The sequence below is a fragment of the Hyphomicrobiales bacterium genome, assembly GCA_039973685.1.
Taxonomy (GTDB): domain Bacteria; phylum Pseudomonadota; class Alphaproteobacteria; order Rhizobiales; family JACESI01; genus JACESI01.
The window spans coordinates 19800-38623 of record JBDWKL010000019.1; the positions used below are offsets into that span (position 1 = coordinate 19800).

An 18824-nucleotide genomic window follows, 5' to 3' on the forward strand; every position below is an offset into this window, starting at 1 on the left:
GCTAACAGCCTTCAGCTTACAAATTATGGAAAAACCTATGAATTTAGTATCCGTCGCAAAATATGACGAACTTCCAGACCGTGACCCACAATATGCGCTTGTTGGAAGCGTTGATTTGGTTGTGGTTCGTTTTGATGAAAGAGTTTCCGTCATGTATGGACGATGTCTTCACCGAGGCGCGTTGATGTCGGATGGTTTTGTCCGTGGTGATGATCTGATCTGTGGGGTTCACGATTGGGATTATCGTTTGGATGGCGGCGTCTCCGCTTACAACAACAAAGAAGCGCTGCCTGTGTTTAAATCATGGGTGGAAGATGGTGAGGTTGTTGTTGATGAAGATGAGATCAACGAATGGGGCAAAAAGCACCCGCAACCCTTTAATCGCGATAGTTATTTGGGCCTTTATGCAGACACCGAGCACGGCAATGCAGAAGAGCCATATACTGGATTGATCCAGCACTATGCGAAAAATGGCCTAACAAAAACGGGACATCACGGCAAATTAGATGCCATGGGTGTACCACGTGGTGAACTGCCTGATTGGGATGAAATCCAGCTTTTAACAGCACAGCTCCACAAAGCGCCGCTGCTTGATGAGGATGCAGTGGGCACCGAGGTAATCATCGGGCCAAATGCACAAAAGCCGCTGACATTGAAAATTCCGTTGTTCGTATCAGACATGAGTTTCGGTGCTTTATCCGAGCCTGCCAAAATTGCTTTGGCGCGCGGGGCGGAACTTGCTGGCACTGGCATTTGTTCGGGTGAGGGCGGCATGTTGCCAGAAGAGCAAGAAGCCAATTCTCGCTATTTTTACGAACTTGCCTCGTCCAGATTTGGCTTTAGCTGGGACAAGCTTGATAAGGTTCAAGCGTTCCATTTTAAAGGCGGTCAAGGCGCGAAGACAGGCACGGGCGGCCACTTGCCGGGCAATAAAGTACATGGAAAAATTGCAGAAGTGCGTGGGCTAAACCCAGGCGATGACGCTATTTCACCACCGCGGTTCCCAGAATGGACAGAGCCAAGCCAAATCAAAGAATTCGCCGACGAAGTGCGTGACCGTACAGGCGGAATACCAATCGGCTACAAACTTTCTGCTCAACACATTGAGAAAGATATTGATGCTGCCCTTGAGGTTGGCGTTGATTACATCATCCTTGATGGCCGTGGCGGTGGTACAGGTGCAGCGCCGATTATCTTCCGCGATAATATCTCTGTGCCAACCATTCCCGCACTTGCTCGCGCCCGTCGTCATCTCGACAATCTTGGGCGACAAGACATAACGCTCGTCATCACAGGTGGTTTGCGTAAGCCAGCAGATTTCATCAAGGCATTGGCGCTTGGTGCTGACGCGATTGCGCTTTCAAATTCTGCCATGCAAGCGATTGGCTGTATTGCTATGCGCGCTTGCCACACCAATAACTGTCCAGTTGGTATCGCGTCACAAAAACCGCATTTGGCGAACCGTCTGATTGTCGAAAAATCAGCGCGTCAATTGACCAACTTTTTTGATGCGTCCGTAGAATTGATGCAAGTTATGGCGCGTGCTTGCGGCCATGACCATCTGTCTAAATTCAACAGTGACGACCTCACAACTTGGAAGCGGGAAATGGCCGATCTTACCGGCGTTTCTTATGGTGGTGTAGCATGAACCAAGCGGAAGTAATCCTTTACGGCCTCCAAATCTGGCTGACCATCGGCGCCGTCATTGCCGTAGTGTTTTTGACAGTTGGCATTGACCGTATTGATGAAGATGCACAAGGCGCTTATGTATTTCGTCCTCTACTTGTTCCTGCTGTTTTGATTATTTGGCCGTTGATTCTATGGCGTTGGTACATACTTGAGAGCGGTAAAGATGCATGGGATAAACGCCATAAATCGCCGCGTAATGCTCATTTTTGGGTGGCAATTTTGTTTGTGGTCGCAATTCCTTCCATCATGGTTGCAGGCCTTTCACTGCGCCAACAATGGCCAGCTGACTTTACACCGCAAAAGATTGCACCTGCTGAAACTGCCGAACAGGAGCAAGCTCAATGAGTGTTAAATATACCCCCGTTCAGTGGAACCCTAATAAATGGAAATACAACGCCGTTATGCTGGTGAGTGTATTTGCCTATCTCTACTTGTTCATCAACTACACACCAGCCTTGTTGGACAATGCAGGCCGCATTGATGGCCGCGTGCATAATGCCCGTGCTTTTGGATCTTGTGCGTTTTTGATGCTGACGGTGATTTTATGTATCGGGCCGCTCGCTCGTCTCGATCAGCGCTTCTTGCCGCTTCTATATAACCGTCGCCATTTCGGTGTGATGACTGCTTTTGTCGGCATTACCCACGCGAGCTATATCATCAACTGGTATTTTGCGTTTTCATCATCAGACAAATATGAAGCACTTTTGAATGCCAACACCAGCTATGGGCAACTTTCAGGTTTTCCCTTTGAAGTCTTCGGCATATTTTCTCTGAGTTGCCTCATCATTTTGGCTGTGACGAGCCATGATTTTTGGATGAAGTTCTTTACGCCACGCATTTGGAAAAGTGTGCATTATCTTGTCTATGCTGCCTATATATCCGTGGTCGCTCATGTGAGTTTCGGTATCTTGCAAGATCAGCAAAACCATACCTTCACGGTGATCTTCATCTTGGGTGGTTTGATCGTTGCTTTGTTGCATCTGCTTGCAGCCCTTCATGAACGCAAACATGGCGATCGGTTTGTTGACCGTAACGCTGAATGGGTGAAGGTTTGTGATGTCGGCGAAATGAGCGAAGGATATGCCAAGATCGTGCAATTGTCTGAAGGTGAGCGTGTTGCTGTTTATCTACAAGAGGGCAAATTGTCTGCTATCTCAAATGCCTGTGCTCACCAAAACGGGCCGCTGGGCGAGGGTAAAGTGATTGATTGTCTCGTCACCTGCCCATGGCATGGTTTCCAATATGATGTGAGAAGTGGCCGTTCACCGGCACCGTTTACTGAAACCGTTCCGACCTACCGTGTCAGCATTCAAGGGGACGCCGTGATGGTTGACCCGAACGCTAATCCACCAGGCACCTATGTTGAGCCAGTCCCTCTTTCACTTGCAGGAGCACAATAATGAGCCCAGAGAATAAACCCTTTTTCGTTGGATATTTGGGTATTCCAAAAGGCCTAGGCGTGTTCTTGGGCTTTATATCGATCATGCTTCTAACGGCTTTTGCCACCAGTGCAGCCTTGATTGGCGGCACCCAAGATGATCCGGGTAAAGCAGGTTTTCGCTTTGATTATGGACGCCAAACGTTAGAAGGCGTGATTGAAGCAAAGCCTTACCCGCTTCTTTATGTAACAAAAGGCAATAAGCGCATCAAAGCCGGACGCACGCTGATGCTTTCTGGCCAAGGTAAATCCGGCGCCATGAAATCCGTCATTGCCCTTGATGGACAACTTGTGGAAGCAAAAGGGATCATTTTGGAGCGCGGCGAACTTGATATGCTGCAATTGTTTCCTCGTAAGCGCGGTATCAAAAAGCTTTCAGACCAAGCCAATATTCCACAAAGCACACCCATTGGCACATGGCGTGTTCAAGGGGAAATCTGCGATGGGAAATGTCTTGCTGGCGCCATGAAACCAGGCCGAGGCCTTGCCCATAAGGCCTGTGCAAATCTTTGCCTTGAAGGGGATATTCCACCCGTGTTCGTGAGCAGCCAACCTGTTGAAGGCCACGAGTTTTTGTTGATTGGCAATGTCAACGGCGGCCCGCTTGGTAAAGAGCTTTATGATTATGTTGGTCAGTTCGTGGATATTGAAGCGAAAATTGAAAAACGCGGCGACGTGCTGGTTCTGCTTGTTGATCCGAACAAAGTAAGGTTGATCCCATGAGACGTGTAATCAGTCTTGCAATTGTAACCTTTGTTGGCTTCGTTTTGTTTTATGTATCCCGTTTTTGGGCCTTTAGGTTGTGGGATCGTCCAGGCCTTTTTGAGTGGAAAGAACTCAGGCCTCAAGGAGACCTTGTTGCCAAATGGTTGCGCGGTACGGATTTTGCGCCTTTCGAATTGATGATATGGGCGATTGGCGTCTTTTTGATTTTGACTTGGCTTCAAAAGCTATTCGACAAAACAAGCGGCCACTGAATGCATTTTGCATTTGAAAATTAAACCATTGGAATTGTGCGGAGACGAAAAATGAATAAAGAAAATCTTGAGTGGATCAGCGTCGGCCATGTGGAAGACCTTCCCGAGGGGCGTGTCAAAACAGTGACAGCCCGAACGGTTTCTATGTGCCTCTCCCACTTTGATGGACAATGGGCTGCAATGGACAATCGCTGTCCTCACCAAAATGGCCCGCTCGGCGAAGGCTCCATTGAAAAAGGCGTCGACGGCAAGTGCTGGATCAGATGTCCTTGGCACGGCTGGGACTTCGATCCGCTCACTGGTGCTCCTCCAGGGGGACACGAAGACACAGGCCAAGAGCTTTATCCCGTTGATATTCGCGATGGCGAAATCTTTGTCGGCCTTGAGGCAGAAGAACCTCGTGAGCGCACTGTTACTGACGTAATGGCCGAAACGATGGTCAACTGGGGCGTGAAGCGCGTTTTCGGCATGGTTGGTCACTCAAACCTTGGTCTTTCAGAAGCCATCCGCCAACGCGACATTGCTGGAGAATTGAGCTTTGTTGGTATTCGCCACGAAGGTGCGGCGGCTTTTGCAGCGTCAGCCTATGGTAAGTTGACCAACAAGCCAGCCGCCTGTTTGACGATTGCAGGCCCCGGCGCGACGAACCTGATTACAGGCCTATGGGACGCTAAAGTTGACCGTGCGCCTATCTTGGCACTTACGGGTCAGGTCCAAACTCAAGTGTTCGGCCCCGGTGCGTTTCAGGATATTGATCTGAAATCTGCCTTTGATGCCGTATCCCGTTTCTCACAACCCGTTCTTGATACATCCAAGCACGCAGAGCTTATGTCACTTGCATGTAAGACGGCATTGGTAGAGCGCGATGTTGCTCATTTGATTTTCCCAGATGATGTTCAAACCAACCCAAGTGATGCGCCTGCAGGTACGTCTGATGGCCGAATGGGCAATCCGGTTGTCATCCCAGTAGATGAAGATGTTACAGCTGCGGTCAATCTTATCAAACAATCCAAACGTCCAATGGTTGTGATCGGCCACGGTGCTGTTGAAGCGCTTGACGCGATCATTGCCTTTGCAGAAAAAATCGGCGCGCCGGTTGTTACTACCTTTAAAGGCAAAGGTTTGATCTCAGACAGCCACCCTAATGCTGCTGGCGTTATCGGTCGCTCGGGTACGCCTATTGCCAGTTGGTTTATGAACGAATCTGATTTGATTGTTGCCCTTGGTACGTCGTTCTCTAATCACACGGGTATCGAGCAAGGCAAGAAGATCATTCAGGTCGATTTTGAGCGTATGCAGCTTGGTAAATTCCATCCGGTTGAATTGCCGATATGGGGTGAGTTGGGTGCTTTTTGTGAGGCTGTCGCGCCGAAACTTAAAGGCTACAAACCAGCTGTTGATCAATTGCCAGAATTGGCAGAGCGCTGGAAAATTTGGCGTGATGAAAAACAAACACGTCTTGATGAAAGCCGCGGTAAAGGCATCCATTCAGTTTCAATCTTCGACGCGCTTACCAAGCTTTGCCCTGAAGATGCGATTATTGCTTGTGATGTGGGCAACAATACTTATTCCTTCGGTCGCTATTTTGAAACCAAAGGTCAACGAGTGTTGATGTCTGGTTACCTTGGCTCAATCGGCTTTGGTTTCCCTGCGGCCATAGGCGCATGGTCTGCAACACAAGACTTTGAAGAATATGCAGGCCGCAAGGTTATCTCAATCTCTGGTGACGGTGGTTTTGGCCAATACCCAATGGATTTCACCACAGCGGTGAAATACGGCATGAACATCACGCATATTCTGCTCAACAACTCCGAGCTTGGCAAAATCTCGAAAGAGCAAAAAGCAGGTGAATGGGAAGTCTGGGCAACCGATCTCCACAATCCATCCTTTGCAGCCTTTGCCAGACTATGCGGCGGCCACGGAACCCGTGTGACGGAAACAGCGGAAATCGAAAAAGCAATCGCAGAAGCGCTTGCCTATGATGGACCATCATTGGTTGAGATCGTGACAGACGCTGAATTGGTATAATTTGAGAAATGAAGCCACATCACTGCAGGCGCAATCCTCGCAGTGGTGTGGTTTTGATCGCACCAGAACAAGACATAAAGTGTTGAGAGAAAATGGTGCTGCCGGAGAGAATTGAACTCTCGGCCTCTCCCTTACCAAGGGAGTGCTCTACCCCTGAGCTACGGCAGCAAATAGTAAACACGTTGGGTGTTGAGCTTCGTTTGCCATAGGGCAGCACTTGTTGCAAGTGGGTTGTTGGCAAAAACGCTACACTTGACTTTATTGCCGCAGGATTTGATACCAAACCTCACAGTAAATTCGATCAAGATCATGGCTGAGACGAAGCAAGAACGAGAAAAACGGTTGGCTGCTGCCCTGCGTGAAAACTTAAAACGTCGGAAGGTGCAGACGCGTGAAGCGTCCCATAGTGATGGCGACACCGCAGAAGCACGAAAGTTTCGTGAAAAGCCAATTCAGCCACCAAAAAAAAATAAATAGTAACTTTCTCCGCTTAAATTAATCTCAAACGTAAGCATGCCTTGATTCTGCCCTTAAACATGGGTTAGCAGCTTGGCTGACAAGTAAAACCATAATGAAATACATCAACCAGCAAGTTGAAGCGGTTGATCACGGGGTAGAAGACAATGGACAGCATTCGTGTAGTTGGCGGCAATGAGCTTAATGGGACGATCCCGATTTCTGGCGCTAAAAATGCTGCCTTGCCGTTGATGATCGCAAGTTTGCTGACTGACGGTACGTTGACGCTGGATAATCTCCCGCGCCTTCGCGATGTTGAACAGTTGATCCGCATTCTCGTTAATCACGGTGTGAACTATTCCATTGACGGTAAACGCGCAGGTGCTGGCATGTTGAAAGGTCAACGTGTGCACTTCACCGCGAAGGATATCGTGGATACGACAGCACCTTATAATATGGTTTCAAAAATGCGGGCCAGCTTTTGGGTTATTGGCCCAATCCTAGCGCGGATGCACGAAGCGAAAATTTCGCTGCCGGGCGGTTGTGCAATTGGTACGCGGCCTGTTGATTTCTTCATTGATGGTTTGCGCGCTCTCGGCGCTGATATTGAAATTGAAAACGGCTACGTATTGGCATCTGCCAAAGGTGGGCTTGTTGGCAATCGTTATGAAATGCCAACCGTTTCAGTTGGTGCCACTCATACGCTGTTGATGGCGGCGACTTTGGCCAAAGGCGAGACTGTATTGGAAAATGCAGCCCGCGAGCCTGAAGTAAAAGATCTCGCTGATTGCCTCATTAAAATGGGTGCAAAAATCTCTGGTGCTGGTACATCAACGATCACCATTCAAGGCGTGAACGAGCTTTACGGTGCCCACCACCAAGTGCTGCCTGATCGCATTGAAGCAGGTACTTATGCCATGGCTGTTGCGATGACGGGTGGCGACGTGATGCTAGAAGGCGCACGTGGCGATCTCTTCCAAAATGCATTGGATGTTTTGGGTCAAACGGGTGCAGAAATTACTGAAACCAAAGAAGGCATTCGTGTGCGCCGCAATGGTGGCGGCATTCAGCCTGTGGATGTGGTGACAGACCCATTCCCTGGTTTCCCAACCGACCTTCAAGCTCAATTCATGGCTTTGATGACGAAGGCAAATGGCACATCAAAAATCACCGAGACAATTTTCGAAAACCGCTTCATGCACGTTCAAGAACTCGCCCGCTTCGGTGCGAATATCTCGCTTGATGGCCAAGTAGCAACGATTGAAGGTGTTGATACGCTGACCGGTGCTGAAGTGATGGCAACCGACCTTCGGGCTTCGGTGTCGCTGGTTATTGCGGGCTTGGTTGCTGAAGGTGAGACGACGGTTAATCGCGTTTATCACCTCGATCGTGGCTTTGATCAGTTGGAAGATAAATTGTCTGCCTGCGGCGCCAACATTGAGCGAGTCTCGGGCGAGCACTAGGGGCAGTTTTGTCATATTAGTTCAGTGGCAATGGTGGTTGGTCTAGACGCTTCGGCATGAGCTAAGTAGCTGTTCGTTACAAACGTCGGTGGTAAGAAACATTGGTTGCGGCGTGCCGTTGATGAAGATGGCGCGCTCCTCGAAGAGGACGTTCGATCCCGCTCAAAACACAACGCTCTTCAAGCTGACATTCATCGTCTCACCGCGATGGCCGAGTGAAAAGCCGTGACTAGAGCTGCCGCTTGATCCATGTGTTGACATCTCAATTAACGTGGCAGCGCCCTAACAATTAACTTATTTACAAATAAAATTTCTACATAAAATGAAAAATAAAACGAAAAATGCGGCCACCCCCCCATGATACATAATAAATTCAAGAAAATAATAAAAAGGGCCGTAGTATATACCCCTAACAGATGCCGTTAAATAAATATAAATAAAAGCAATAAAGATAAATATAAATTTATTATATCTTCCCTTTTTTTCAAATATTTTTATTTCCGTTATATTTGTAAGAAATAAAATTAAACAAAAATTAACTAATGTGCTTGCGTACAAACTAAGAAAATTCAATTTTCTGAAAATAAATTTATTCATCGCAATAATTTCACGTTGCGGAAGTGCTTCAACTAAAATATGAAAATTTTTTTTGTTATTCCAAAATCAAAAACCGGAATATTTAAAACTTTATTGAATAAAAAAACTGAGCCCTCTTTTGGCAAAAATAAAAAAATAAAAAACCATGAAAAAAATATAATTGGATAAATTGAAAATAACATAAACCATAATTTTTTTTCAAAATTTTTGATCCCACTATAATCTACAGGCTCCATCACCCAAAAATGATTGTATAGATACTTATCAATAAATTTCATCGGCATAGCATGCGAGTCCAGTCTCGTATATCAATGGGTGATTGACAATCCAACTTTAAATTTTCGAAGGATAAAATTATAAAAATCACTTTATCTGATTGCAATTGATTTAGTTATAGAACCCTTGCACGAAAATAAAATATAATTTTCAAGTAAATTTTAAAACTCAGATTACCTATTTTGGTCCTTGTCACGTTAATTGATACTGTCCGCAATTAGATTTTTAATGCATGGATCAAGCAGCAGCATCACACCATGGCTTTCCACTCGGCTATTGAGGGCTTGGTTGCTGAAGGTGAGACGACGGTTAATCGCGTCTATCACCTCGATCGTGGCTTTGATCAATTGGAAGATAAATTGTCTGCCTGTAGCGCCAACATCGAGCGGGTCTCTGGCGAGCATTAGGGTCTCGCCCCTGAGGCTTAGTCAGCGGTCCAGCCGCCATCCACTAACAAAGACGAGCCTGTAACGAGCGCTGACATATCGCTTGCAAGGTAGAGCACGGCACCCATAATATCTTCAATCTCACCCACACGCCCAAGCTTGATTTTGGACGTGAGCCAAGCAACGCGTTCTGGATCGTCAAATGTGGATTGCGTCATCGGCGTTCTAATGAAGGTGGGGCAAATGGTGTTGACCCTGATTTTATGTTCCGCCAACTCAAGAGCCATGGTTTTCGTCAAGCCTTCAATGCCAAATTTGGTTTGGCAATAGACAGAGCGATCCAGACCACCCACATGGGCCATTTGACTAGATGTGTGAATGATCGAGCCACCTTTACCTGCCGCTATCATCTTTTTCACAACGGCTTGCGCTACGAAGAAGGCCGCGCGTGAATTGATGTTTGAGATCGTGTCATATTGATCTGGTGTCACATCAATGAATGGCGTGGGCTTGTTGGTGCCTGCATTGTTAAACAGAATGTCAAACGGTGCTTGATCGTTGATGAAAGCATTGAGCGCATCAAGGTCGGTAACATCCAAAACCACCGCGTCCGCGTTATAGCCTGCTTCTCTGATTTCAGCAGCCGATGCGTTCACCTCATCCGCCGTTCTGGCGGTAATGACAACATGTGCCCCCGCTTCCGCAAGCGCTACCGCACCACCAAGGCCGATGCCGCGAGAACCACCTGTTATAAGGGCGCGTTTGTTGTCTAATCTGAAAGATGGCGTTTTGGGTAAGGTCATTTCGCGGCTTCTCCATAAGGGACATTTTGGCCACCATATCGGCGTAGGCGCACATTGGCTTGTTCAGCATGTCCAACAAAACCTTCTAACATGCAAAGTCTAGAGCAATAGGCACCCATTTGGGTGGCGGCTTCATCGGTGAGTACTTTTTGGTAGGAGTGCGTTTTCAAAAACTTGCCGACCCAAAGCCCGCCCGTGTATCGGCCCGCTTTCTTCGTAGGCAGTGTGTGGTTTGTGCCAATAACCTTGTCACCATTGGCAACATTGGTACGCGGCCCTAGGAAAAGTGCTCCGTAGCACACCATGTTTTCTAAGAACCAATCATCGCGGTCTGTCATCACTTGAACATGTTCGGAGGCAATGTCGTCTGCTACTTGAAGCATTTCGTCATAGGTATCGCATAAGATCACTTCGCCGTAGTCTCTCCAAGAAGCACTGGCTGTTTCAGCTGTGGGGAGAATTTTCAGCAAGCGCTCGATTTCGTCCATCGTATCGCGAGCAAGTTTTTCGCTATTAGTGAGGAGGACCGCAGGCGAATTGTAACCGTGCTCGGCTTGTCCAAGTAGGTCCGTTGCGCAAAGCTCAGCGTCCACGGTCTCGTCAGCGATGACCATGGTTTCTGTGGGGCCAGCAAATAGGTCAATTCCAACGCGGCCAAATAGTTGTCGTTTGGCTTCTGCAACATAGGCATTGCCCGGTCCAACAAGCATGTGCACGGGGTCAATTGTTTCCGTGCCAAGCGCCATTGCACCAACCGCTTGAATGCCACCAAGGACATAAATTTCATGGGCGCCGCCCAAATGCATCGCGGTGACAATTGCTGGATGTGGTTCGCCGTTTTGTGGTGGGGCAGAGGCGACAATACGAGGCACACCAGCGACCGATGCTGTGAGCACAGACATATGCGCGGACGCGACCATTGGGAATTTACCGCCTGGCACATAACAACCAACCGACTGCACGGGGATGTTCTTATGCCCCAGTATTACGCCCGGCATCGTTTCAACTTCAATATCCGTCATGGAGGCACGTTGAGCTTCTGCGAAAGTTCGGATTTGGGTTTGGGCAAATTTGATGTCTTCCATGTCGCGGTCAGAGACGCGGCTCATGGCAGCTTCAATTTCTGATTGGGTCAGGCGAAATTGCGGCGGACTGTATTTATCAAATTTTTCTGAGAATGCACGGACAGCCTGATCGCCGTTTTGTTCAATGTCTTTCAACGTTGCTTCAACCACAGCACGAACAGCAACGTCATCTTCTGCCCGTTCGTCCGCTGTCTTGCTGGATTTAAGATAAGTAATCATGGTGGTCTCCTCCCAAAGCCCTCAAATAATTAAAACCAGCGGCCAACGCGGTCGTGGTATTCAATATATTCATTGCCAAATTTTTCGCGCAGAATTTCTTCTTCTGGCTCAATTTGAAATTTGTTGATCCACCACACAAAGCCCAATATCACAAGGGTAGACAGCGGGTTGGAAAGCCAGACTGCATAGGCAATCAAGAGGAACGCAAGGCCAAGATACATGGGGTTGCGGCTGTATTTATAAAGGCCGCTTACCACTAGGCTTTCCGTTTTTTGCGGAGAAAGTGGGCTAACGGTGGTCTTTGCTCGCAAGAACATGAACATCGCCGCAAACTCAATAGCGAGGCCGAACGCGCCAACAACAATTGCTAATTTAAGGCTGCCATTAAACGGTGTGTTGAGCGCTGGAACGAATTTAGCAAATGCCCACATTAAGACGGCGGCAATAACCCCTTGAACGGGTGGTGGAATGACTAGACGCATGATGTTTTCTCCTCGTCCTTCTCAATATCGCGAACTTCGCGCAAAAACCAGTGGAGGTCGTCATGGAAAAGCTGATAAGGGTATAAACTGAATAAACGGGAGGGTTTAAGTTCATGAAAAAGCGTCAGTTAGGGCAGGGCGGACCAATGGTGTCCGCGATTGGTTTGGGATGTTGGAACATTACCGGCGCTTATGGCGAGACCAATGAAGAAGAAAGCCGCGCAACGCTTTCTAAGGCATTAGACCTTGGCGTGGATTTTCTCGATACTGCCAATGTCTACGGCGGCGGTTTATCAGAGCAGATTATCGGACGCTTTATCAAAGACCATCCCAACAGGTTTAAGATTGCCAGTAAAGTTGGTATTTACCGCGACCCTGAAACCAATGTTCGTGGCTTTAACAATTCGCCGGAACATCTGCGGGCATCACTTGAGAAAACGCTGACCCATCTGGGTGTCGATTATATCGATCTTTATTATATCCACCGTCGTGAAGCCGAGCGTCCGATTGAAGAGGTGATGGATACCTTGGGGCGGTTTGTTGATGAGGGTAAAATTGGCGGGATTGGATTTTCTGAAATTTCGCCAGGGTCGCTGAGACGCGCCCATGCGGTTCGTCCTGTCGCGGCTGTTCAAAGTGAATATTCTTTGTGGGTAAGAATGCCAGAACTTGGCGTTATTCAAACCTGCAAAGAATTGGACGTTGCCTTTGTTCCGTTCTCACCATTGGGGCGCGGTGTGTTTGCGGAAAAGACGCCTGATCCATCAAGTTTTGCCAATGATGATTTCCGTAAAAACAATCCGCGTTTTTTGGAGCCTAATTTTTCTTACAATGCAAAAGCCATCGAGCCGTTTAAAGAATTGGCCCGCACCATGGGCGTGACCACGCCAGCCTTAGCGATTGCTTGGATTTTAGCGCAGGGGGAGCACATGATCCCGATACCGGGCACACGTTCACCGACCAATCTGGCTGATGATGTATCCGCCATTGATATTGATTTAAGCAGTGACGACCTTGCTGCAATCGAGAAAATCTTGCCCGTTGGATTTGCGCATGGTGATCGTTACTCGCAAGCGCAATTGGCGGGCGCGGAGCGCTTTTGTTAAATCTCGCGCAGAATTCATTGCTTTAGGCTAAAATCCTTATTGACGACACAGTTAATTGCTTGCTTTCATGAGTGTTCGTATCAGGCAGTTGTAAGCGGCGGTTTATATGTCTGAGTAATTTTTATCGAGGAATGGTTAGCTGAATCAATTATTTATTACAATTGGCGGTTTGATTGTCGTTGCTCTCGTTGCAGTGCTTGTCGTCCCGTTTTTTATTGATTGGTCAGATCACCGCGAAACTTTTGAACGTGAAGCCAGTGCTTTGATCGGGCACAAGGTTACTGTGAAGGGGGAAGCGGACGCGAAGTTTCTACCGATCCCGACCTTTACCTTTACCGATATTGAGGTTGGTAAAAAAGGCGAACAGCCTTTGATGAGCGCTGGGCGTTTGAAAGTTCGGGTCGAACTTATTGCGCTCTTAAGTCGAAAAATAAACGTTATCGACATGGAGCTGGATGCGCCGCAGGCAAGTTTTCGTGTTGGGACGGATGGCAAAACAAACTGGGCTTTGAATAATGCTAGCGCGAGCCTTGATGAGGGGTTTCAAGTAAAGCTTGGTCCTGTCGCGATCCGCAGTGGAGCGATTTATTTTGTCGATCAAAAAACCCTACGTTCTTTTTCCGTTGAAGACATCGACGCAACGGTGACTGCCCAATCGTTGATTGGTCCATGGAAGCTTGAAGGGCAAGCAAAGCAGGGCGATGATCCTTTTGATTTCAAGCTTGCGACGGGCAAGTTTTCTGACAATAAAATACGGGTCAAAACAACCTTGTTGCCTAAAGACCTTGGTCTTGATGGAATTTTTGATGGCGATGTGTTGTTGCCTGCTGCAGGCAAGCAAGCGACTGGTTTAACCTATAAAGGTAGTATGCTGGTTCGTCCTCGCCGCACACCACGTAAAACCGGTGAAGATGCCCCCGAACCAAGTTCTCGTTTTGAGTTAGCTGGTCTGTTTGAATTAGATCGGACGAAGTTCTTATTAAGCCAAGCAATCTTTGAAGACGGTGCGCGCGAGGCACCTCTCAGTTTGAACGGATCATTGCGTGTTCCTTTGGATGGGGATGTGCGTTTTCAGGCAGTTGTTTCTTCGCGGCAAATCGATCTTGATCGTGCGTATGGTAAGGGGGTCGAAGAGCCAATTTCTCTGCAAGATGCCAGCACCGTCGTGATGAATATCATTCGTGGTCTACCAAAGCCTCCAATTCCAGGTACGATCAGTTTTGATGTTCCTGGCGTCGTTGTGGGTGGTGATGTTGTGCGCTCTGTACACTTTGATGCAACGCCCAATGAGCAAGGTTGGAAGATCGAGGATTTCGGTGCGATTTTACCCGGCACAACGCGGGTTGGATTTGAAGGCCTTGTTGAAACAGGCGATGCATTCTTGCTCGACGGTGATCTGGAAATAAACTCGGACCGTCCAATTTCGCTAGCGCGCTGGTGGCGGCCAAAAAGTGGCGATGATGTTCGACGCCTTCGTGTGCGTGATTTTCGGCTTTCAAGCAAAATTTCTGCTGAAGAAAATGCGGTTCGCCTATCTGATCTAAAAGCTGTAATTGGCCCTTCTGACCTTGGTGGCAAAATGGCGTTCAGCAAAGTATCAGAACGCCAAAATAGATTTGATGCCAACCTAACTGCAAAGAGCCTTAATCTTGATGTAATCCAGGCATTGACCGCGCTATTTGTTGGCGAGGGAAATGTTTCTGGCTTCGGCTCGCAAGATGTTGTGACGGTGAAGTTGCAAGCCGACACCATGATCACGCAGGCTGTGCAAGGTCGTAATGCGCTCATTGATTTGAAAATCTCAGATAATGAGATTGATATTGGGTCCTTGAAAATTGCAGAGTTTGCTGGAGCTGAAATTGATATTTCAGGGTCTATCAAAGATGTTCTGACTAATCCTGCTGGCAGACTTTTAGGATCGATCAAGGCGGATAATACAAAGGGTCTGGTCAAACTGGGTGACGCCTTGTTCCCTAATCATGAGATGCTCAACCACTTAAAGCGATATGGCTCTGCCTTCGTTCCGCTCGATGTGCAGGTCAATTTTTCTGGCGATCAAAAACAAGACCGAAGCGCCAGTGATTTTGCGGCAACGATTACCGGATCACTTGGTACTGGCGACATGCGAGCGGGTATGCGGTTTGTTGGTGATTGGCAAAAGGCGCGTGAGGGCGATGTCGAGCTTTCTTTTGTTTCCACCTATGATGATGGCACGGCCCTCTTAAAGCAGCTGGGTTGGCCAGCGTTTGATGTGGGCACATCTGGGCCGGCGGAAATTGACATTATTGCCCGTGGCAAAGGGACAACGGGCATCGCGCTTAAAACGGACCTTCTGCTTGAAGAGGTTCGCACGAAATCCGACGGTATTGTTTTCCTCGAAGAAGCAAAGCCACCGCGCTACGAGATGGATGCAAGTTTGGACGGGCAAAACGTTGAGCCGATGTTGCAGATGCTCGGCTTCACGCTGCCTGCAAGTGGGCTTGGTTCATCAGGCAACTTTTCTGCAAAGCTCTCAGGTGCAGGACTAAAGGGCGAATTCAAGGAATTAACAGGTTCGCTTGAAGGCCAAGAGGTTTCTGGTGCGCTTAGTTTTGTTGGGCAAGCTTTAAATTCTGACAAACCGTGGCGTTGGAACGGTGATTTGCAGGTTGAGAAATTATCTCTTAACTGGCTCTCGGCCCTTGGTACAGGTGAAATCATCACGCCAGTCGATTTGTCGATCTCACCTGATGGTGTTGGAGAAGCGCATCTTGCTGCAGATGACCCCAACGAAGAAAACGGTGACGCCATATCAAATTGGTCGCAAGCCCAGTTCAACGAACCTTATCTTGAAAAGGTTTCAGCGGATATCAAACTATCAGGGCAAGCTTTTGAGATTAGTGAGAGTATCGAACTGAACAAGCCAAGCGTCATGCTGCGGTTGCGGGAAGATAGCCTAGTTTTCAACGATTTGAAGGCGCAATTTGGCGGTGGAGAAATCAGTGGTTCCATGCGGTTTGAAAATGCGGGCGGCGCGGTCACAGTGTCTGGCTTGATGGAGCTTGCCAAAGTCAGTGCATCTGATCTTTTTTGGCAAGACGACCAGCGCCCTTTGGTTGAAGGCGATGTATCTGGGTCCATTCAATTTGAAGGAACAGGCCGCAGTGTAGACGCCGTGGTGAATACGCTTGGCGGTGGTGGTTCTTTGAGCCTAAGTGATGGTCGGATCAGACGCATCAACCCCTCTGCTTTCGGTCTGATTTTGGAAGCTGCTGATAAAGATGGTCTCACCCTTGATGATGAAACCCTGCGCCCTCTTATCGAGAGCCATCTTGATGCAGGCGTTTTGGAGGTGAAGAAGGCTGAAGCATCATTCACGATGACATCTGGTGTTGCGCGGGTTGCTAATACATCTTTGAATAATGCGGATGTGCGCTCTAATGTTTCAGCAAGTTTTGATCTGCCTGAACTCACTATGAAAGGCAGCATGGCTTTATCTGTTGATCCAGCAACGGTTGATAAAACGCCGGTTAGTGGGTCAACGCCAGAGATTGGTGTGTTGTTTGAGGGGGCTTTAGAAAACCCAGCAAGGAGCCTCGATCTTCAGCCATTGCTCAGCTATTTGACGGTTCGTCGTTTTGAACAAGAAGTTAAACGTGTCGAGATCTTGCAAGCAGATATTTTGGAAAAGCAACGCTTGTCCCGCTATGCCCGTTGGGTCTCATCTGAGGTTGCCCGTGAGCAGCGATTGTTAGAGGAAGAACAACAACGCCTTGAAGAGGAACAAGAACGGTTACGTCTTGAGGCGATTGAAGAGCAGGCAGCGCGTGAGCGTGCGGCGAGAGAGAAGGCGCGCAGCCAAGCTCAAGCCGCTGCCAACCGTGCTGCCGAGCGCGAGAGACTGGCCAATCAACCAATCAATATCGATGAAGAATTACGGCGGCTTGAAGAAGATGCACGAACGGATATTCCAGCCGCCAGCGCACCGCTTGAGTTGCGTCCAAACTTTGGCAACTAAGCGCCTAAGTGCTCCGTATTTTTTAGAGCTCGTTGCTGATAAGTTTTGAGGATGTGCACCCGAATTGCCGACGATAGATTGTCATCAGGCAAACGCTGATTGTCGATATCTGCAATCAGGTTCGTTGGGGTTGTATTTTGTTCTTGAGCTAATGCGCCCAGCGCATCCCAAAACGGTTTTTCCAAAGATACACTGGTTCGATGGCCACTTAATGTGATGGAGCGTTTCATCGCAAGCGCTGCCTATTCTATTTCAGATTCTGGCTTGTCGAGCTTGTGACCATCAAGATTTTTATTGAGCTTGTTCCGTGTGAATTCAACGATGTCGCGCTCGGATTTTTTTATGCCAAATTGCACACGTTTAACCGCGCTGTTTTTTTCTTTGTTGTCACGATCACGCTGTTTTCGTGCCTGTCTAAGATTGATTACGTCTGACATGGCGCGACTTCACTATTCCGCTTTTTTGCGAAAAGCATCTAACGATACAACATCAGCTGATGCTGGTTCGCCGTCATTTTTAGTGGAAGCGTCTTTTTCTTTTGAAGAAGCTTCTTCTTGCGTCGCCTCAAGGGATGCTTCCGTGGTTTCTTCAGCCTCAGCGGCTTCATCGAGATCTTGGCCCGCGATAGAAAGAGCTGTCGGTGCAATGGCGCCTAAGGCCGTTGAGGTTTTCTCGTCATTTTCAGTCAATTCTTCGTCGATATGCTCGTCTTCCAACAAATCAAATTGCAGGCCGAATTGAACAGATGGATCAACAAAGCTTTTGATTGAACCGAATGGTACAAGGAGCCGCTCTGGAACACCGGAGAAGGCAAGACCAATCTCAAAGGACTGGCTGTTGACTTCCATGTCCCAAAATTGGTGTTGAACCACGATGGTCATTTCTTCAGGGTAACGTTCACGCAGACGCGATGAAATGCGTACGCCAGGCGCTTGCGTGTTGAAGGTGATGTAGAAATGGTGCTCGCCAGGAAGGCCCACACGCAAAACCTCGGTCAAAACTTTTTTGACAACGCCACGCATCGCTTCTTGAGCTAGCACATCATATCTAATTAAATCTTCAGCCATCGTTCAATCATAGGTTATTTGTTTGCAATGTCGAGAGAGACATTAACTATTTCAAGGCCAATCCCACAGACAAATGCAAGAGTGATCCACAAAAAAGAAAAAAGTGGCAGCTTCTGTTGCCAGGTGCCGCCGGACCCCGCCCAAAGGTGCTAAACCAAAGGGACTTTAAGTCGGCTTTTTAGGCACCGCATTACGCAGCGACTGCAAAACCTTCAGCTGTGTTGTCATTTGCAACTACTGATTTGACCCGATAACGGTGGTATCATACCGAGCAAAAGCTCAACCTTTACGCCCTCGTCGATCCTATTTCGCCCCCGCCAAAAACCAGCCAATCATTCAACTGGGTTTTGGTGGAGGCGCCGGGTACCGCCCCCGGGTCCGATAGGTTTATTACGCAGGCCATTTATTGCCATAGCTGCAAGCAGCATCGCTAATATAGATATAAAAAGCCCACGATGCAAAAGGTGATTGCGTTGTAGGCTGAAATAAAATGATGAGTTGTTTAAAATGACACTCTTTATGACGCCAATTATAGATGAGCTTTGCGATTGGTAATTGGCCTTAAAAACGGGCTGGAGATTAGCACAAGTTGCATTGTTAGCGATGTGCAAAAAGTCACATCGTTCTGCTGATTTTTGTGAAACAGTTATCAAGGAAACTTCACTGAACTATCCTGATAGTTCGTGAATGTCGTTGCCGTGATGATCTCGATCGGTGGTTGAGCAGGTGGGGCACCTGAAACTGTTTACTGCATA

The 18824-nt window shown here is 48.0% G+C and carries 17 protein-coding genes, 1 tRNA gene and 1 other RNA gene; 11 read left to right on the plus strand and 8 right to left on the minus strand.

Features of this window, described 5'->3' with window-relative positions; genetic code table 11:
• The first annotated feature begins 37 nt into the window (after nucleotides 1-37).
• The 6 genes from ABJO30_05640 to ABJO30_05665 are packed head-to-tail and all read left to right on the plus strand — an operon-like array spanning nucleotide 38 to nucleotide 6132.
• A complete protein-coding gene (locus tag ABJO30_05640) occupies nucleotides 38-1648 on the plus strand; it encodes a glutamate synthase-related protein (protein ID MEP3232291.1) in 1611 nt (536 codons plus the stop codon).
• Nucleotides 1645-2034: a hypothetical protein gene (locus tag ABJO30_05645; protein ID MEP3232292.1), complete on the plus strand. Its 390-nt coding sequence runs from the start codon at nucleotides 1645-1647 to the stop codon at nucleotides 2032-2034. Before ABJO30_05640 ends, ABJO30_05645 begins: the two co-directional genes overlap by 4 nt.
• Complete coding sequence (locus tag ABJO30_05650; protein ID MEP3232293.1) at nucleotides 2031-3089, plus strand: Rieske 2Fe-2S domain-containing protein; 1059 nt, start codon at nucleotides 2031-2033, stop codon at nucleotides 3087-3089. Before ABJO30_05645 ends, ABJO30_05650 begins: the two co-directional genes overlap by 4 nt.
• Nucleotides 3089-3850 (plus strand): hypothetical protein, encoded by a 762-nt coding sequence (locus ABJO30_05655; protein MEP3232294.1) that lies wholly within the window; start codon nucleotides 3089-3091, stop codon nucleotides 3848-3850. The genes ABJO30_05650 and ABJO30_05655 overlap by 1 nt, the downstream gene beginning before the upstream one ends.
• Nucleotides 3847-4104: a hypothetical protein gene (locus tag ABJO30_05660; GenBank protein ID MEP3232295.1), complete on the plus strand. Its 258-nt coding sequence runs from the start codon at nucleotides 3847-3849 to the stop codon at nucleotides 4102-4104. The genes ABJO30_05655 and ABJO30_05660 overlap by 4 nt, the downstream gene beginning before the upstream one ends.
• Nucleotides 4105-4155: 51 nt before the next feature.
• Entirely contained in the window at nucleotides 4156-6132 is a 1977-nt protein-coding gene (locus tag ABJO30_05665; protein ID MEP3232296.1) for a thiamine pyrophosphate-binding protein, read from the plus strand.
• A gap of 93 nt (nucleotides 6133-6225) precedes the next feature.
• Here ABJO30_05665 and ABJO30_05670 read toward each other — a convergent pair.
• Nucleotides 6226-6300, minus strand: a tRNA-Thr gene (locus tag ABJO30_05670).
• Between the two features lie 141 nt (nucleotides 6301-6441).
• Here ABJO30_05670 and ABJO30_05675 point away from each other — a divergent pair.
• The 3 genes from ABJO30_05675 (at nucleotide 6442) to ABJO30_05685 (ending at nucleotide 9331) form a co-directional block, all read left to right on the plus strand.
• Nucleotides 6442-6609: a hypothetical protein gene (locus tag ABJO30_05675; protein ID MEP3232297.1), complete on the plus strand. Its 168-nt coding sequence runs from the start codon at nucleotides 6442-6444 to the stop codon at nucleotides 6607-6609.
• Between the two features lie 146 nt (nucleotides 6610-6755).
• On the plus strand, nucleotides 6756-8051 hold the full coding sequence (gene murA / locus ABJO30_05680) for a UDP-N-acetylglucosamine 1-carboxyvinyltransferase (GenBank protein ID MEP3232298.1): 1296 nt from the start codon (nucleotides 6756-6758) through the stop codon (nucleotides 8049-8051).
• 1130 nt (nucleotides 8052-9181) lie between these two features.
• Nucleotides 9182-9331, plus strand: a complete 150-nt coding sequence (locus tag ABJO30_05685; protein MEP3232299.1) for a hypothetical protein — start codon at nucleotides 9182-9184, stop codon at nucleotides 9329-9331.
• Nucleotides 9332-9348: 17 nt separating this feature from the next.
• Here the strand turns inward: ABJO30_05685 and ABJO30_05690 are convergent, their stop codons facing one another.
• From ABJO30_05690 to ABJO30_05700, 3 genes are read right to left on the minus strand one after another with little or no spacing between them, the layout of a single operon-like run.
• On the minus strand, nucleotides 9349-10113 hold the full coding sequence (locus ABJO30_05690) for an SDR family oxidoreductase (GenBank protein MEP3232300.1): 765 nt from the start codon (nucleotides 10111-10113) through the stop codon (nucleotides 9349-9351).
• Complete coding sequence (gene hisD / locus ABJO30_05695) at nucleotides 10110-11417, minus strand: histidinol dehydrogenase (GenBank protein ID MEP3232301.1); 1308 nt, start codon at nucleotides 11415-11417, stop codon at nucleotides 10110-10112. The genes ABJO30_05690 and hisD overlap by 4 nt, the downstream gene beginning before the upstream one ends.
• Nucleotides 11418-11446: 29 nt before the next feature.
• Entirely contained in the window at nucleotides 11447-11899 is a 453-nt protein-coding gene (locus ABJO30_05700; GenBank protein ID MEP3232302.1) for an isoprenylcysteine carboxylmethyltransferase family protein, read from the minus strand.
• 113 nt (nucleotides 11900-12012) lie between these two features.
• Between ABJO30_05700 and ABJO30_05705 the strand changes: the two genes are divergently transcribed.
• Together ABJO30_05705 and ABJO30_05710 are read left to right on the plus strand one after the other, a co-directional pair.
• Nucleotides 12013-13005: an aldo/keto reductase gene (locus ABJO30_05705; GenBank protein ID MEP3232303.1), complete on the plus strand. Its 993-nt coding sequence runs from the start codon at nucleotides 12013-12015 to the stop codon at nucleotides 13003-13005.
• Between the two features lie 160 nt (nucleotides 13006-13165).
• Nucleotides 13166-17002 (plus strand): AsmA family protein, encoded by a 3837-nt coding sequence (locus ABJO30_05710; protein MEP3232304.1) that lies wholly within the window; start codon nucleotides 13166-13168, stop codon nucleotides 17000-17002.
• On the opposite strand, the gene ABJO30_05715 is transcribed toward ABJO30_05710, so the two are convergent.
• The 4 genes from ABJO30_05715 to ssrA all read right to left on the minus strand — a co-directional run bounded on the left by ABJO30_05715 (nucleotide 16999) and on the right by ssrA (nucleotide 18534).
• Nucleotides 16999-17232, minus strand: coding sequence for a ribbon-helix-helix domain-containing protein (locus ABJO30_05715; GenBank protein ID MEP3232305.1), 234 nt, complete (start codon nucleotides 17230-17232; stop codon nucleotides 16999-17001). The genes ABJO30_05710 and ABJO30_05715 overlap by 4 nt on opposite strands.
• 12 nt (nucleotides 17233-17244) lie before the next feature.
• Entirely contained in the window at nucleotides 17245-17439 is a 195-nt protein-coding gene (locus ABJO30_05720; protein MEP3232306.1) for a DUF4169 family protein, read from the minus strand.
• A 12-nt stretch (nucleotides 17440-17451) separates the two neighbouring features.
• Nucleotides 17452-18069, minus strand: a complete 618-nt coding sequence (locus tag ABJO30_05725; GenBank protein ID MEP3232307.1) for a ClpXP protease specificity-enhancing factor SspB — start codon at nucleotides 18067-18069, stop codon at nucleotides 17452-17454.
• Between the two features lie 102 nt (nucleotides 18070-18171).
• Nucleotides 18172-18534, minus strand: a transfer-messenger RNA (tmRNA) gene (gene ssrA / locus ABJO30_05730).
• Nucleotides 18535-18824 lie beyond the last annotated feature (290 nt).

Excerpts from the sequence above, each read along its gene's own strand:
- ABJO30_05725 (MEP3232307.1), bottom strand. The coding sequence starts at position 18,069 with ATGGCTGAAGATTTAATTAGATATGATGTGCTAGCTCAAGAAGCGATG.
- ABJO30_05640 (MEP3232291.1), top strand. The coding sequence starts at position 38 with ATGAATTTAGTATCCGTCGCAAAATATGACGAACTTCCAGACCGTGAC.
- ABJO30_05675 (MEP3232297.1), top strand. The coding sequence starts at position 6,442 with ATGGCTGAGACGAAGCAAGAACGAGAAAAACGGTTGGCTGCTGCCCTG.
- ABJO30_05655 (MEP3232294.1), top strand. The coding sequence starts at position 3,089 with ATGAGCCCAGAGAATAAACCCTTTTTCGTTGGATATTTGGGTATTCCA.
- ABJO30_05705 (MEP3232303.1), top strand. The coding sequence starts at position 12,013 with ATGAAAAAGCGTCAGTTAGGGCAGGGCGGACCAATGGTGTCCGCGATT.
- ABJO30_05690 (MEP3232300.1), bottom strand. The coding sequence starts at position 10,113 with ATGACCTTACCCAAAACGCCATCTTTCAGATTAGACAACAAACGCGCC.
- hisD (MEP3232301.1), bottom strand. The coding sequence starts at position 11,417 with ATGATTACTTATCTTAAATCCAGCAAGACAGCGGACGAACGGGCAGAA.
- murA (MEP3232298.1), top strand. The coding sequence starts at position 6,756 with ATGGACAGCATTCGTGTAGTTGGCGGCAATGAGCTTAATGGGACGATC.
- ABJO30_05650 (MEP3232293.1), top strand. The coding sequence starts at position 2,031 with ATGAGTGTTAAATATACCCCCGTTCAGTGGAACCCTAATAAATGGAAA.
- ABJO30_05645 (MEP3232292.1), top strand. The coding sequence starts at position 1,645 with ATGAACCAAGCGGAAGTAATCCTTTACGGCCTCCAAATCTGGCTGACC.
- ABJO30_05665 (MEP3232296.1), top strand. The coding sequence starts at position 4,156 with ATGAATAAAGAAAATCTTGAGTGGATCAGCGTCGGCCATGTGGAAGAC.
- ABJO30_05720 (MEP3232306.1), bottom strand. The coding sequence starts at position 17,439 with ATGTCAGACGTAATCAATCTTAGACAGGCACGAAAACAGCGTGATCGT.
- ABJO30_05700 (MEP3232302.1), bottom strand. The coding sequence starts at position 11,899 with ATGCGTCTAGTCATTCCACCACCCGTTCAAGGGGTTATTGCCGCCGTC.
- ABJO30_05660 (MEP3232295.1), top strand. The coding sequence starts at position 3,847 with ATGAGACGTGTAATCAGTCTTGCAATTGTAACCTTTGTTGGCTTCGTT.
- ABJO30_05685 (MEP3232299.1), top strand. The coding sequence starts at position 9,182 with ATGGCTTTCCACTCGGCTATTGAGGGCTTGGTTGCTGAAGGTGAGACG.
- ABJO30_05715 (MEP3232305.1), bottom strand. The coding sequence starts at position 17,232 with ATGAAACGCTCCATCACATTAAGTGGCCATCGAACCAGTGTATCTTTG.